11 protein-coding genes are annotated in these 14288 nt (G+C 60.6%); 4 read left to right on the top strand and 7 right to left on the bottom strand.

From position 1 onward, the window contains the following. Positions 1-75: 75 nt before the first annotated feature. The 6 genes from JYG37_RS02215 to dnaA all read right to left on the bottom strand — a co-directional run bounded on the left by JYG37_RS02215 (position 76) and on the right by dnaA (position 10542). Positions 76-501 (bottom strand): very short patch repair endonuclease, encoded by a 426-nt coding sequence (locus JYG37_RS02215; RefSeq protein WP_283813225.1) that lies wholly within the window; start codon positions 499-501, stop codon positions 76-78. A 27-nt stretch (positions 502-528) separates the two neighbouring features. Beyond that, the gene (locus tag JYG37_RS02210; RefSeq protein ID WP_213345847.1) at positions 529-3432 is read right to left on the bottom strand and encodes an ATP-dependent helicase; all 2904 of its coding nucleotides are present in this window, start codon (positions 3430-3432) and stop codon (positions 529-531) included. Next, on the bottom strand, positions 3380-4486 hold the full coding sequence (locus JYG37_RS02205) for a DNA cytosine methyltransferase (protein ID WP_213345846.1): 1107 nt from the start codon (positions 4484-4486) through the stop codon (positions 3380-3382). Before JYG37_RS02205 ends, JYG37_RS02210 begins: the two co-directional genes overlap by 53 nt. Positions 4487-5023: 537 nt before the next feature. Continuing rightward, positions 5024-7498, bottom strand: a complete 2475-nt coding sequence (gene gyrB, locus JYG37_RS02200) for a DNA topoisomerase (ATP-hydrolyzing) subunit B (RefSeq protein ID WP_050018233.1) — start codon at positions 7496-7498, stop codon at positions 5024-5026. Positions 7499-7687: 189 nt separating this feature from the next. Next, positions 7688-8794, bottom strand: a complete 1107-nt coding sequence (gene dnaN / locus JYG37_RS02195) for a DNA polymerase III subunit beta (protein WP_006756934.1) — start codon at positions 8792-8794, stop codon at positions 7688-7690. A 170-nt stretch (positions 8795-8964) separates the two neighbouring features. Then, a complete protein-coding gene (dnaA, locus tag JYG37_RS02190) occupies positions 8965-10542 on the bottom strand; it encodes a chromosomal replication initiator protein DnaA (RefSeq protein WP_213345845.1) in 1578 nt (525 codons plus the stop codon). A gap of 421 nt (positions 10543-10963) precedes the next feature. Between dnaA and rpmH the strand changes: the two genes are divergently transcribed. The 4 genes from rpmH to yidC all read left to right on the top strand — a co-directional run bounded on the left by rpmH (position 10964) and on the right by yidC (position 13587). Next, positions 10964-11098: a 50S ribosomal protein L34 gene (gene rpmH, locus JYG37_RS02185; RefSeq protein WP_004198824.1), complete on the top strand. Its 135-nt coding sequence runs from the start codon at positions 10964-10966 to the stop codon at positions 11096-11098. A gap of 15 nt (positions 11099-11113) precedes the next feature. After that, positions 11114-11575: a ribonuclease P protein component gene (rnpA, locus tag JYG37_RS02180; RefSeq protein ID WP_006489941.1), complete on the top strand. Its 462-nt coding sequence runs from the start codon at positions 11114-11116 to the stop codon at positions 11573-11575. Between the two features lie 75 nt (positions 11576-11650). Continuing rightward, the gene (gene yidD, locus JYG37_RS02175) at positions 11651-11917 is read left to right on the top strand and encodes a membrane protein insertion efficiency factor YidD (protein WP_040142602.1); all 267 of its coding nucleotides are present in this window, start codon (positions 11651-11653) and stop codon (positions 11915-11917) included. Positions 11918-11925: 8 nt separating this feature from the next. Further along, positions 11926-13587 (top strand): membrane protein insertase YidC, encoded by a 1662-nt coding sequence (yidC, locus tag JYG37_RS02170; protein ID WP_050018235.1) that lies wholly within the window; start codon positions 11926-11928, stop codon positions 13585-13587. 120 nt (positions 13588-13707) lie between these two features. Here yidC and JYG37_RS02165 read toward each other — a convergent pair whose 3' ends face one another. Then, positions 13708-14142: a transcriptional regulator gene (locus JYG37_RS02165; protein WP_050018236.1), complete on the bottom strand. Its 435-nt coding sequence runs from the start codon at positions 14140-14142 to the stop codon at positions 13708-13710. Positions 14143-14288: the final 146 nt, after the last annotated feature.

Raw genomic sequence — 14288 nt, 5'->3', positions numbered from 1 at the left:
TGGCGTCTGGATATTCTGTATGCCAATTGCCACTTAGGGATCGGTATTGGAGCGCTAACTGCTATCGTTATTGTGTCACTCCAACTCGATTCGTTGTATCTGCGGGAACGCTTTTGCTAAGGTTCGAGCAAGTTCCGTCTTTTTCCGGATTTTACACTCCCATATTACTAGAACTCGCCAACCTAGTGCCCTGAGCCGACGAATCGCTTCCGCGTCCCGGCGACGATTAGTCGCTTGTTTCTTCAGCCAGAATTCGGTGCGCGTCGCTGGCAACTTACCTCTGGGGCAATGATGGCCATGCCAAAAACATCCATTTACCATGATTATGGTGGCGTACTTTTTCAGCACGATGTCGGGAGTACCTGGCAACGACCGGTCGTGCAGTCGGAAACGTAGACCTGCCGCGTGGAGCATTGCTCTGACTTGACGCTCCGGAGCGGTGTCGCGATTGCGTACAGCCGCCATCATGCGGCTTCGTGTCAACTGCGTTACCTTGTCCATCATTGCTGCACCGATCCAACAGTCCTTTCACAGTGCCGACGCACTCATTGGGCCGAGCGGCGTCATGATGGGGGGCGGGACACCTGCATCGGCGCGAAATTGCTGAGGCGTTTTAGAGCATAGTCGGTTGAAGTCGCAGTTTGCGCATTTTTCTTTGCTTGGCCTACTTGGATAGTCCCTTGCCAAAATGCCCCGAACAGCCCACTCGATGTTCGCAACCGCGGCTTGTATTGCGGCATCATCGATGGGCACGTCAACTCGTTTGTTATCCTTCAGCAGATGGATTGATCCTGTAGCCGCATTTTCATTGAACACTTCGCGCGCAGCCTTAGCGTATAACTGTACCTGAAGTGAAAGTTCACGCCAGTCTAGCTGCATGTTCCTAGATGGGTCGTCTCCGCCTTGCATCGTTTTAAAATCTACAACGTGAGCTTCAACGATATCGCCCCTCGTGTTGTAACGCATGAGCAGATCAATGGAGCCTGTGATGAGACATCCCTGTGCTGGGATCTCGAAACGCACTTCAACCTGTTTTTGTTGAGCGAAGTCCGAGGCAAATCTCGTAACATAGTCCGCTGCGATTTCCTGTGCCTTGTTCATCGCTTGCTCGTAAGCGCCGGGACGGTTTTCCGGATCGCGACTCCGCGCAACATGCTTCAGGTGAAAATGATCGGCGGCGATCTGACTCGCTTCGGCTGGCGTGGGAGCGGCCCCCGAGAAATGCTCGTGCAGTTTCTCGATGGCGACGTGAACCACGCGGCCGTACCCGAACAGTTCCGGGACAGGTGGGCTAAACCCGAAGCCCTTGCGGAACCGATAGTCCATGGGACAGTGCAGGTAGTACTTGATGTCGCTAAACGACGTGGGTAACGTCGACTCGTCTTCTCTCTGCCGCGGCGCGGCCCGACTTAATTCAGGAGGCGTTTGCAGCGGATCACCGATCAGCTCGACATCTTGCAGCGCTGCGGCGAATTCCGACTGGCGATTCGTGCGCTTCCCGTTTGGAAGAGACGCGGCGCCAGTAACGTATAGGTAGCGTTCCGCGCGCGTGAGGGCCGTATAGAACAGTCGTGCTTCGGCTTCGCGTGTGTTGGAGTACGCGCCGCGTGCGATTGCGCTCGCGAGAAGATCTGCCGGTAGCAGTCCGCTGTAATTTGAACGCTTGCCCGGAAATCGCCCTGGGACGACATCGACCACAAACACGACCGGGAATTCTAGTCCCTTCACCTGATGCACCGTAGAGACGGTAACTGCGTCGGGCCGGGATACTACGTCCTCTGTACTGATGTTATAGCCTTCCTCAGCGACTTGCTGCAGGAACCGCACGACAGATGTGAATCGACCGCTCGAGTCGATGCTTAGATATACACTTTCAACGTCTTGCAGCATCCTGCTGAAAAGGCCGATCTCGCGCATCACTTCGTCTGGGAGCGAGCTATGTGCGACGTCGAATGCGTCCAGAAGGTCGTTCAGCAGCTGCTGAGGAAACAGTCGCTGCCGGGCTGCGCCTAGCGGCGCATGTATCCGCCGCCCCCAATCCGCGAGCACGGCGTATGTTTTTGTTGGGCTAACACGAGGGTATGCTGGCCTGATGTGATCATCGATCAGGCGAGTAGCGTCGGGTCGTGAGATCGGCCCATTCTCGAGCGCGATAAATGTTTCTCGCAGCGCAGCTACGCACGGCCGATCAAAAACCGAACCGCCAGCGTTTAACGTATAGCGTATGTTAAGCGCGTCTAGTTCGCGCGTGAACGCGTGATGTCGTGGATTGTCGTCCTGCTCAGGCGTCTTTGTTGAACGCATAAGGATGGCGAAGTCACCTGGTGTGAGACCTCGGACCGTCCCATCCGATTGGACGTATTCTGTTCCCAGCAGATGTTTGATGCGCTGTGCCACCCATTCGGCTTCTTCTGGGCGAGTCGCAAAATGATGCACGGCAAGATGTCGCGGAGCGAGATCGACGTGTTCACGAGGTTGCTTATAGAGCCGCTGAGGACCCAATTGTGACGCGACGAACGCGTTGGTCGCGGCCACAATAGCGCGGGTGCTTCGAAAGTTCGTGGCGAGGACGTGTTCGCTAACGCCCTTGTACCTAGTAACAAAATTAAGGATGTTCGAAACGTGAGCGCCGCGGAATCCATAAATCGACTGGTCGTCATCGCCTACCACGAAGAGGTTGGCACCTAATTCGTGAATCGTCGCAATTAGCTCCTCTTGAGAGCCAGACACATCCTGATATTCGTCAACTAGTAAATGCCGAATACGACCGAGGCGTGCTCGAACGTTGACATTGCTTTTCGCCCGTTCGGCCGTCTCACGGACCATCGAGGAGAAGTCAAGGAATTGGTCGCGTATTAAGCGTTGCCCGATCTCTCTTAGTACAAGACCTACCTCCGGATCGTGCGTCTCGATTTCATCTAGCGATAGCCCCTCATCCCGGAATACGTTCCACGCGCGCTGGACTTGTGACAGAGTCTCAAAGTATCGATCCTTAAATCGCGGTTTCAGTGTATTGATTCCGAGTTCCGGATATCTGGACATCAAATACAGCGTGAAGCGGTTGTCGTCGAGTACATCGTACTGACGAAAAATGGCGTCCGAGTCACCCAACACATTCTGACAGAATGCGTGGATAGTGCCGATGTACATCTGACCAATCAGATTCGCGCTGAGACCGCATTTGACCAGAACTTTGGCTACGCGACGCTTGATCGAGTCGGCGGCTTTTTCGGTAAAGGTTATGGCCACGATCGAAGTGGCTGGCGTCCCTTCGGATATCAGACGCGCAATCCGATAAGCGAGGGTTTGTGACTTACCCGAACCCGCACAAGCTATGCACAGAACGGTCGCTGATGTATCGGCTGCGGCTGCTGACTGTTCAGCAGTCAGTCCCTCGGCGCGAAGCTCGTCCACGGTTGAAATTTTTTTCATCGCGTTTCCCCGTCAAAATGCCGTCGCGCAACGCGCGAGCCTGAGCCTCAATAAAGGGCGGTGGCAGCGCGTTGCCGATCATTAAGGCTATTGCCTCTTTTCCGTGTGATACGTCGAATTTGTACTTCGGCGGAAAGCCTTGCAACAAAGCCGCTTCCCTGAGCGTGATGGTGCGGTCCTGCATGGGATGCAGGAATCGGCCCTTCGACGGGTTGATGCATCCACTGGTAATCGTGGGAGCCAAATCGTCCCACGCCATGCGACCATACACATCGCGAAAACCGTCACTACGTTTGTGACACTCGAGTTGCCGGTCGGCAGGCAGGTCGGTACGGCTGCCGCCATCGCGCGGAATCAGGCGGATTAGCTCCATGACCTGTTTCGAGCGCTTTTCTGGGACCGCGTGCAACGCGTCGCGGGTCATTGATGGGGCTTCCAGGTGCCGAATGACATCCCCCACTGTCTTGCGCTGCTTCGATTTCGGGGCGATAGCTGGGAGGTGTACTTTCGACGCAAGCAAGATGAGACGCTTGCGCCGCTGAGCAACCGAATAGTCGGCAGCGTTCAGCACGTGAACGACGAGCTTATATTTCATCGCTTTCAGAGCCTCGCAAAGTGAGGTGAAGCGTTCGTCATTCTCAAGCGCGGGTACGTTTTCGAGCATTACTGTTTTCGGACGCAGGACGCGCACGAACCGAAGAAAGTCGCGTACTAGATTGTTCCGAGGGTCGTCGACAGAGTCGGCCTGATTAAGCGTCCTCAGCCTCGAGAAGCCTTGACATGGCGGGCATCCTGCAAGCAAGTCTAGCTCGCCAGCGGAAAGACTCAAATCTCGCATGACTTTGCGAACACTCAGCTTGCGAATGTCGTTGCCATACAGCTTGACGCCTGGGTGGTTTAGCTGATAGGTCCGTTGCGCCTTATCATCGATCTCAACGGCCGCGCAGACGCGAAATCCAGCCTGCTCTAGGCCGGTGCTTAACCCGCCACACCCGCTAAACAGATCTATAGCACTAGGGCGGTGCTTTTGCGGAGATGTCGTTCTAGAAGCCATTTTATAAATTCAACCGGAGAACAGTCCGATGTGGGGCCTGCGAACCTTTACGCCACTGGGCCGTGTTGCCATTGCTTCAATTGGTCCCGCACTTGGATCAAGTCTGCATTATCCTTTGCCAGCTTTGCAACCGCCAGTTCTTCGATGTCCGCCACTGCGGTATGCATCGCGCTTCGTGCGGAATGTCTTGGCGACGGCCGGCCAACCAACGCGCCGGATGGTTGCTTTCGAGGTGCCAGGGGGTTTTTTGTCAGTGCTGCCATGGTGCCCTTCTATGAGGGCTACACCGCGTATTGCACCGCGAGGGGCCGGTAAAAGAAAAGGACTCGCAGCGAAGCCGCAGAGCCCTTAGTGAAAAAGCCCTGTAGATCGAGGGCCTACAGGGCTTTCGCATATGGTGGCGAATCGGAACCCGAACCTGCAGATTATGATTCCGCGACTGAGCTCTCATAAGACACGACGCTCGATAGGGAGGCTAGTCGCACCAACTTTGTCGCACAGTCACACTTACTCTGGCGCCCTGCACCTGGCAAAGCATTAAACGTCAATATTCCCCGCCCGCAACGCATTCGACTCAATAAACGCCCGCCGCGGCTCGACATCATCCCCCATGAGGGTAGTAAAGATCCCATCCGCCGCAATCGCATCCTCAATCTGCACACGCAGCAGACGCCGCACTGCCGGATCCATCGTCGTTTCCCACAGCTGCTCGGGGTTCATCTCGCCGAGCCCCTTATAGCGTTGTTTCGAGACGTTCCGCTCAGCATCCGCCAGCAGCCACTTCATCGCGCTCTTGAAGTCCGCTACGGCCATGCTGCGCTCACCGCGCTTGATGACCGCACCTTCCCCAATAAGCCCCTTGAACGTATTCGCGGTGGTCACGAGCTGCTGATAATCCGCCGTGTGCTGGAATTCCTGGTCGATGACCGAGACCCGCACGTTGCCGTGATGCGTCCGCTCGACATGCAGCGCCCGTTGTTCGCGAACCGCGTCATACGAAGGCACCACACGCACTTCATTCTTCAGCGCTTCATCATGCAAAGCAGCATGCAGCGCCTTCGCCGAAGCCTCGGTCGACTCCTCATTGGAGAGATCGATCACCACGCCATCCATAACGGCTTCCAGCGCGGCCGGGTCATACAACCGGCTCAACCGCTCGATCACGCTCTGCGACAGCAGATACGACCTTGCCAGCTCCCCAAGCGCATCGCCCGAAATCGCCGCCGCATTCTCACCCGGCACCAGCTCTGACCCTTGCAGCGCCAACCGCAGCATATGCGCGTTGAGCTCCACGTCATCCTTCAGATACCGCTCGTCCTTGCCCGCCTTGATCTTGTAAAGCGGCGGCTGGGCGATATACACGTACCCGCGCTCGATCATGTCCGGCATCTGGCGATACAGGAACGTGAGCAGCAGCGTCCGGATGTGCGCACCGTCGACGTCCGCGTCGGTCATGATGATGATGCGGTGATAGCGCAGCTTGTCGAGGTTGTAGTCTTCCTTGCCGATCCCGCACCCAAGCGCGGTCACGAGCGTGACGATTTGCTCCGACGACAGCAGCTTGTCGTAGCGCGCCTTCTCGACGTTCAGCACCTTGCCGCGCAGCGGCAGGATCGCCTGAAATTTCCGATCACGCCCTTGCTTCGCCGACCCACCTGCCGAGTCACCCTCGACGATGTAGATTTCGCACTTCGCCGGGTCCTTCTCCTGACAGTCCGCGAGCTTGCCGGGCAGGCCGACGCCATCGAGCACGCCTTTACGGCGCGTCATCTCACGCGCCTTCCGCGCAGCATCACGCGCCCGAGCAGCTTCAACAATCTTCCCGCAGATGATCTTCGCGTCGATCGGCGTTTCCAACAGGAATTCTTCCAGCGCCTTCGCCACAACTTCCTCAACCGGCGCACGCACTTCGGACGAAACCAGCTTGTCCTTCGTCTGCGAGCTGAACTTCGGCTCCGGCACCTTCACGGAGAGCACGCACGACAGCCCTTCGCGCATGTCGTCGCCGGTCGTCTCGACCTTCGCCTTCTTCGCGATTTCGTTGTCGGTGATGTACTTGTTGATGACGCGCGTCATCGCGGCCCGCAGGCCGGTCAGGTGCGTGCCGCCGTCGCGCTGCGGAATGTTGTTCGTGAAGCACAGCACGTTCTCGTTGTAGCTGTCGTTCCACTGCATCGCGACTTCGACGCCCACGCCGTCCTTCTCGCCGTTCGCGAAGAACACCGTCGGGTGCAGGTTGGTCTTCGTCTTGTTGATGTACTCGACGAAGCCCTTCACACCGCCGGCGAACGCGAAATCGTCTTCCTTGCCCGAACGCAGGTCGGTGAGGCGAATCCGCACACCGTTGTTCAGGAACGAGAGCTCGCGCATCCGCTTCGCGAGGATGTCGTAGTGATACTCGACGGTGCCGAAAATCGTCGGATCAGCCATGAAGTGCACTTCGGTACCGCGGTTCTCGGTGTCGCCCGTCACGAGCATCGGCGACACTTCCACGCCGTCCACCGTCTCGAGCACGCGATCCTGCGCAACACCGCGATGGAACTCCATGAACCGCTTCTTGCCGTCACGGCGCACCGTGAGGCGCAGCCAGCTCGACAGCGCGTTCACGCACGACACACCCACGCCGTGCAGGCCGCCGGACACCTTGTAGCTGTTCTGGTCGAACTTGCCGCCGGCATGCAGCTCGGTCATCACGATTTCCGCAGCGCTACGCTTCGGCTCGTGCTTGTCGTTCATCTTCACGTCGGTCGGAATCCCGCGGCCGTTGTCGGTCACGGAAATCGAGTTGTCGGCGTGAATCGTCACGTGGATGTCGTTGCAGTACCCGGCCAGCGCTTCGTCGATCGAGTTGTCGAGCACCTCGAACACGAGGTGGTGCAGACCGGTGCCGTCCGACGTGTCGCCGATGTACATCCCGGGGCGCTTGCGCACCGCTTCCAGACCTTCGAGGATCTGGATCGACGAGGCGCCGTAGCTGCTGTTATCGGGTTGCGAATTGTGCTGTTCACTCATGGATATCTTCCGGTTCTGCGGGGCCACTCTCGTGGCGGCGCGGTGCGTTTCAGCGAGAAATCGCCGGGCCGCTCCAGTTTCCTGGCCCGCCCGAGGCGCCGAAACGGCACCAAAAGGGCGGGTTGTCAGTTCGCCATAAACGCCAAAGGGGCTTGCCGCCCCCTGGTGTGTGTCGCGATGTCGAGCGCGTCAGATGCGCATCGGCATCACGACATACTTGAACTCGTCGTTCTCGGGCACGGTGATCAGCGCACTCGAGCTGGCGTCGCCGAGGCTCACCTGCACGGTGTCGACCTTCAGGTTCGCGAGCACGTCGAGCAGATACGTGACGTTGAAGCCGATGTCGACGGTATCGCCCTGGTAGGCGATTTCGAGTTCTTCCTGCGCCTCTTCCTGATCGGCGTTGGTCGACATGATCTTCAGCTGGCCCGGCGCGATGATGCAGCGCACGCCCTTGAACTTGTCCGAGGTCAGGATCGCCGCGCGCTGCAGCGAACGCTGCAGTTCTTCACGGCCGATCTCGAACGTGTTCTTGTGCGCCTTCGGGATCACGCGCTGGAAGTCGGGGAACTTGCCCTCGACGAGTTTCGACACGAGCTCGACCTGGCCGAAGGTGAACTTGGCCTGGGTTTGCGCGATGTCGATGGTGACGGTGTCGTCGATGTCTTCGAGCAGGCGCTGCAGCTCGAGAATCGTCTTGCGCGGCACGATGACTTCCTGGCGGCCGAACGTGCCGCCTTCGAGCTTCATCGACGAGAACGCGAGGCGGTGGCCGTCGGTGGCCACGGCCATCAGTTGGTCGCCGTCGACGACGAGCAGCATGCCGTTCAGGTAGTAGCGGATGTCCTGCTGCGCCATCGCGAAGTGCACCATGCCGAGCAGCTGGCGGAACGACTTCTGCGGGACGGTCAGCGTGGCGCCGAAATCCTTCGCCTGCGCGACGGTCGGGAACTCGTCGGCCGCCAGCGTCTGGAGTGCGAAACGGCTCTTGCCGGATTGAACGGTGAGGCGCTTGTCGGCGAGCGACAGCGTGACCTGGCCGTCAGGCATCGCGCGCAGGATGTCGAGCAGCTTGCGCGCCGCGACGGTGGTCGCGACCTGGTCGCCGCCGACGCCGAAATCGGCGCGCGTGGTGATCTGCAGCTCCAGGTCGGTCGACAGGAATGAAACGTCCGGGCCGTTCTTGGTGATCAGCAGGTTGGCGAGGATCGGCAACGTATGGCGGCGTTCGACGATGCCGCTGACCGTTTGCAGCGGCCTGAGGAGGGTGTCTCGTTCGGTCTTGACCAGTTGCATAGAGTTCCTTCGTTGAGTAACGGCCTGCAGCGCAGCAGCCTCGCAGCGCCCCGCCGGCCGGGCTCTTGGCCCGCCACCACCGGGGCGGTCAAACCAGTATTGTGCCTCAAAACCGAACCGCCCCCCTTAAATTGGGGCGGAGGCCGAATTATCAAGCGCGGCGCGCGCGCTCAGCCCTTCAGCGTCTGTTCCAGCACGTGCAGCTCGTGGTTGAGCTGCGCGTCCTTGCTGCGCTCGTCGGCGATCTTGCGCACCGCGTGCAGCACGGTGGTGTGATCGCGCCCGCCGAACAGCTCGCCGATTTCCGGCAGGCTCTTCTGCGTGAGTTCCTTCGCCAGGTACATCGCAATCTGCCGCGGCCGCGCGATGTTCGCGGGACGCTTCTTCGAGTACATATCCGCGACCTTGATGTTGTAGAAGTCGGCGACGGTCTTCTGGATGTTCTCGACCGAAATCTGCCGGTTCTGTACGGTCAGCAGGTCCTTCAGCGCTTCCTTGGTCAGCTCGATCGAGATCTCGCGGCCGTGGAACTTCGAATACGCGAGGATCTTGCGCAGCGCGCCTTCGAGTTCGCGCACGTTCGAGCGCAGGTGCTTCGCGACGAAGAACGCGACGTCTTCCGACAAATTCACGCCTTCGGACTGCGCCTTACGCATCAGGATCGCGACGCGCATCTCGAGCTCGGGCGGCTCGATCGCGACGGTGAGGCCCGAGTCGAAGCGCGAGATCAGGCGATCGTCGATGCCCGAGATTTCCTTCGGGTACGTGTCGCTGGTGATGATCACCTGCGCCTTGTTCGCGACCAGCGCCTCGAACGCGTAGAAGAATTCCTCTTGCGTGCGCGACTTGCCGGAGAAGAACTGGATATCGTCGATCAGCAGCAGGTCGAGCGAGTGGTAGTAGCGCTTGAAGTCGTCGAACGCCTTGCGCTGGTACGCCTTCACCACGTCGGACACATATTGCTCGGCGTGGATGTAGCGGATGCGCGCGCCGGCCTTGTCGAGCAGCAGCTGGTTGCCGATCGCGTGGATCAGGTGGGTTTTGCCGAGGCCGACGCCGCCGTACAGGAACAGCGGGTTGTACGAGATGCCGGGGTTGTCCGCGACCTGGATCGCGGCGGCGCGCGCGAGCTGGTTCGCCTTGCCGGTCACGAAGTTGTCGAACGTGAGCACGGGGTTCAGCTTCGAACGTTCGTACATCGAATCGGCTTCGCCGCCGTTCGCGGGTGCGGCACCGGGGCCCGGGCGCCACGTGCGGCGGCCGGCGGCCGCTTCGTGTGCGGGCAGGCTCGGCAGGTCGATGTCGGCGTCGTCGGCGTTCAGGTGGTGCGCGGCGGCCGCCGACGGCGTCATCGGCACGTCGGCCGGCGCGCTGGGCGCGGCGGCGGCATTCGCGGTGAGGTTGGCGGCGATCGCGGCGACCGTCGCGGCCGGGCCGCTCGAGGCCAGCGGCGCGCGCGGCGCGGCCGGTGCGGCACCTGCCGCTGCGCTGCGCATGCCGGCCTTCGGATCGAGGACGAACTGGACTTCGATCGGCGCATTCCAGAAATCCCGGGCCAGATCGGAGATCCGGCCCGAAAACTGGCTCTTGACCCAGTCCAGCTTGAAGCGGTTCGGCGCGGCGATGGACAGCGTGTTCGCCGACGCATCGAAGGCCACCGGGGCCAAGGGTTTGATCCACGTCACGTACTGCTGGGGCGTCAGCTCGCGCTCCAGCAGTGCGGAACAGTGTTGCCAGAAATCGTTCATCAAGTAACTGTCGTTTTTTGCGTGCACAGCGCGGCTCGCCGGCGCCCTTGTCGCGGTCGCGCAACAAGGCCCGAAGCGGTCGTGCGAGCGTGCCTCGGACGCCTGCGTCACAGTCGTGGAGGGGCAGGCGCGAGCCGAAGCGGCGTGCGGGATTCTTGGAGATAAGGCGAGATTCTAACGCCAAACGCGGCCACAGCGGGACTTATCCACAGGCTGGGTTTGTGGGTCGCGGGGCCGGATCGGAGCGGCCCGGCACAGGTGAGCGACTCGTAAAGTATTGACCGTCAACGGAAAAACGGTTTAAATAGCGGGTTCCGCGAAAACCAATCCTGTATTCCCGGCGATTGCGTTCGCCCGAATGCCTCCGGTTAAGGGCACGCGGTCCCCTGAATTTCGACATTCTCGAACAAGTGAGAACATCATGAAACGTACTTACCAACCGTCCGTGACGCGCCGCAAGCGCACCCATGGCTTCCGTGTCCGCATGAAGACGGCAGGTGGCCGCAAGGTCATCAACGCTCGCCGCGCGAAGGGCCGCAAGCGCCTCGCCATCTAAGGCAGGTTGCGCGCTGTGTCCGCCGTCCGCAGTCCTGCGGAAGGTGCCGTCGAGCCGGGTGCGAATCCGTCGCAGACGAAAGCCGCCTTCCCGAAAGCTGCGCGACTTCTGAAAACGGATGAATTTTCATCCGTTTTTCGTTTGCGCCCCTGGCGGCGCTCCGCGCACTTCGTGATCTACGGCAAGCCGACCGGTCAGCCTGCACGTCTGGGGCTCGTCATCGGCAAGAAGTATGCGCCGCGAGCGGTTACCCGTAACCTCGTGAAGCGGCTGGCGCGCGATCAGTTTCGCCTGCGCCGGGCCGAATTCGCCGGTTACGACCTGCTGCTGCGGCAGCACACGCGCTTCGACAAGAAAGCGCTGCCGAGTGCGGCTTCCGCCCCGCTCGCGGCGATGTGCGCGGCCGAGATCCGCGAACTGCTCGACAGGGCAGTCCGGGAAATCGCGCGCCGCGCGTCGAAGCCCGCGTCCGAGTGACGCATCCGTGCCCGGCGCGGCGTTCGCGCCCGCCCGGCCGGTTTTGACGCGGCGTCGTACGGCGTCGCCCAAGGTATGGAAACGGTATTGATCGCCTTGCTGCGCTTCTACAAGGTTGCCGTGAGCCCGATGCTCGGCAACCGTTGCCGTTTTTATCCTTCCTGTTCGGATTACGCGCGCGAGGCAATCCAGTATCATGGCGCCGCGCGCGGCACGTATCTCGCCGTCAGGCGCGTGTGCCGATGCCACCCGTTTTCCGCGGGCGGCGTCGACCTCGTCCCGCCGCCCAACTCCGACACTCGCGCTCGCGGCGAAGCCGACGCGCGGTCCCATCGACTCTGAGACAACGCATGGATATCAAACGCACCGTCCTATGGGTGATCTTCTTCATGTCAGCTGTCATGCTGTACGACAACTGGCAGCGGGACCATGGACGCCCGTCGATGTTCTTCCCGAGCGCCACGCAGACGGCCCCGGCTGCTGCCGGCGGCGCATCGGGCACGGGCGCGACGAAGACCGCAGGTGACGTGCCGGCCGCCGCAGCCGGCGCCGCACCGTCGACGACGGCCCCGGCCGCGCAGGCGCAGCTCGTGAAGTTCTCGACCGACGTGTACGACGGCGAAATCGACACGCGCGGCGGCACGCTCGCGAAGCTGACGCTGAAGAAGCAGGGCGACGGCAAGCAGCCCGACCTGTACATCACGCTGTTCGACCACACGGCCGGCCACACGTATCTCGCACGCACGGGCCTGCTCGGCGGCGATTTCCCGAACCACAACGACGTCTACACGCAGCTGAACCCCGGCTCGACGTCGTTGACGGGCGACCAGAACACGCTGAAGCTGTCGTTCGAATCGCCGGTGAAGGGCGGCGTGAAGGTCGTGAAGACCTACACGTTCACGCGCGGCAGCTATGTGATCGGCGTCGACACCAAGATCGACAACGTCGGCACGGCGCCCGTCACGCCGACGGTCTACATGGAACTGGTGCGCGACAACACGGCCGTCGAAACGCCGATGTTCTCGCATACGTTCCTCGGGCCGGCGGTCTATACGGACGCGAAGCACTTCCAGAAGATCGACTTCAGCGACCTCGACAAGAACAAGGCGAACTTCGAGAAGGCCGCCGACAACGGCTGGGTTGCGATGGTGCAGCACTACTTCGCGTCGGCCTGGATTCCGCAGCAGGGCGCGAAGCGCGACATCTACGCTGAAAAGATCGATCCGACGCTGTATCGCGTCGGCGTGAAGCAGCCGGTCGCCGCGATCGCGCCGGGCCAGTCGGCCGACGTGCAGGCGCGCCTGTTCGCCGGTCCGGAAGAAGAGCGCATGCTCGAAGGCATCGCGCCGGGCCTGGAGCTCGTGAAGGACTACGGTTGGGTGACGATCATCGCGAAGCCGCTGTTCTGGCTGCTCGAGAAGATCCACAGCTACGTCGGCAACTGGGGCTGGGCGATCGTGCTGCTGACGGTGCTGATCAAGGCCGTGTTCTTCCCGCTGTCGGCTGCGAGCTACAAATCGATGGCGCGCATGAAGGAAATCACGCCGCGCATGCAGGCGCTGCGCGAACGCTTCAAGAGCGATCCGCAGAAGATGAACGCCGCGCTGATGGAGCTGTACAAGACCGAGAAGGTCAATCCGTTCGGCGGCTGCCTGCCGGTCGTGATCCAGATCCCGGTGTTCATCTCGCTGTACTGGGTGCTGCTCGCGTCGGTCGAAATGCGCGGCGCGCCGTGGATTCTGTGGATTCACGACCTGTCGCAGCGCGATCCGTTCTTCATCCTGCCGGTGCTGATGGCCGTGTCGATGTTCGTGCAGACGAGCCTGAACCCGACGCCGCCGGACCCGGTCCAGGCGAAGATGATGAAGTTCATGCCGATCGCGTTCTCGGTGATGTTCTTCTTCTTCCCGGCTGGCCTCGTGCTGTACTACGTCGTGAACAACGTGCTGTCGATCGCGCAGCAGTACTACATCACGCGCAAGCTCGGCGGCGTCAAGAAGAAGCCGGCCTGACGCTTGATGCATTCGCGGGCGGCCAGCCGCCTGCGATGCTCGCAAAAAAAGCCGCATGGTTCGCGACCATGCGGCTTTTTGTTTCCCGGTGACGGTGACGGCGCGTGCGGTGGCTGTCGCTCAGGCCTTCTTCGCTTCGAGTTTCGGATCGCCGTAGAACTGCTCGACGAGTTCCTGAACGAGGTAGCGCTGGTGTGGAGACAGCGCCTCGATCTTCGATGCGAGTTCAATCGTCTCGGGCGTCGGCGGATAGCGTTCGTCGCGCGGCAGCGGTTGCGGCGTCGGATGTTCGACCACGCTCGGCGACGGCCCGTAATGCAGCCAGTGCACTTCAACGCGCAACCATTCGGCCAGCGTTTCGAGTTTGTCCGACGTCGGGATCGTGCGGCCCGTCAGCCATTTGTGCGCGGTTTGCGGCGAAACGGGGTGCGTTCCGCGGTGACGCAGATTGAATCGGTTCGCCAGCTCCGTCGCGCCCGTGACCTTCTCCGGGCTGCGCCGCAGGGCGAATTTCAGGCGTTCCGAGAACGCGGCTTTTTCTTCGGATGTCGGCATGGGGGAGATTGTGCAATTTCATCGCCGCATTTCAGACAACCATATAAGATAAACATATCTCATTCAGACGAATCCCGACCGGGATCAGGATGGTGGATGAAATTGAGGGACGCAGTGTCGAGCCGCTCCAGCAAACATACTTGTCC

The sequence above is a fragment of the Burkholderia sp. LAS2 genome (assembly GCF_018417615.1).
In the GTDB taxonomy this organism is placed as follows: Bacteria; Pseudomonadota; Gammaproteobacteria; order Burkholderiales; family Burkholderiaceae; genus Burkholderia; species Burkholderia sola.
This window is presented reverse-complemented; position numbering and strand designations above follow the sequence as displayed.

Coding starts and splice junctions, on each gene's coding strand:
- JYG37_RS02215 (WP_283813225.1), bottom strand. CDS start 501: ATGGACAAGGTAACGCAGTTGACACGAAGCCGCATGATGGCGGCTGTA.
- JYG37_RS02210 (WP_213345847.1), bottom strand. CDS start 3,432: ATGAAAAAAATTTCAACCGTGGACGAGCTTCGCGCCGAGGGACTGACT.
- JYG37_RS02205 (WP_213345846.1), bottom strand. CDS start 4,486: ATGGCTTCTAGAACGACATCTCCGCAAAAGCACCGCCCTAGTGCTATA.
- gyrB (WP_050018233.1), bottom strand. CDS start 7,498: ATGAGTGAACAGCACAATTCGCAACCCGATAACAGCAGCTACGGCGCC.
- dnaN (WP_006756934.1), bottom strand. CDS start 8,794: ATGCAACTGGTCAAGACCGAACGAGACACCCTCCTCAGGCCGCTGCAA.
- dnaA (WP_213345845.1), bottom strand. CDS start 10,542: ATGAACGATTTCTGGCAACACTGTTCCGCACTGCTGGAGCGCGAGCTG.
- rpmH (WP_004198824.1), top strand. CDS start 10,964: ATGAAACGTACTTACCAACCGTCCGTGACGCGCCGCAAGCGCACCCAT.
- yidD (WP_040142602.1), top strand. CDS start 11,651: ATGGAAACGGTATTGATCGCCTTGCTGCGCTTCTACAAGGTTGCCGTG.
- yidC (WP_050018235.1), top strand. CDS start 11,926: ATGGATATCAAACGCACCGTCCTATGGGTGATCTTCTTCATGTCAGCT.
- JYG37_RS02165 (WP_050018236.1), bottom strand. CDS start 14,142: ATGCCGACATCCGAAGAAAAAGCCGCGTTCTCGGAACGCCTGAAATTC.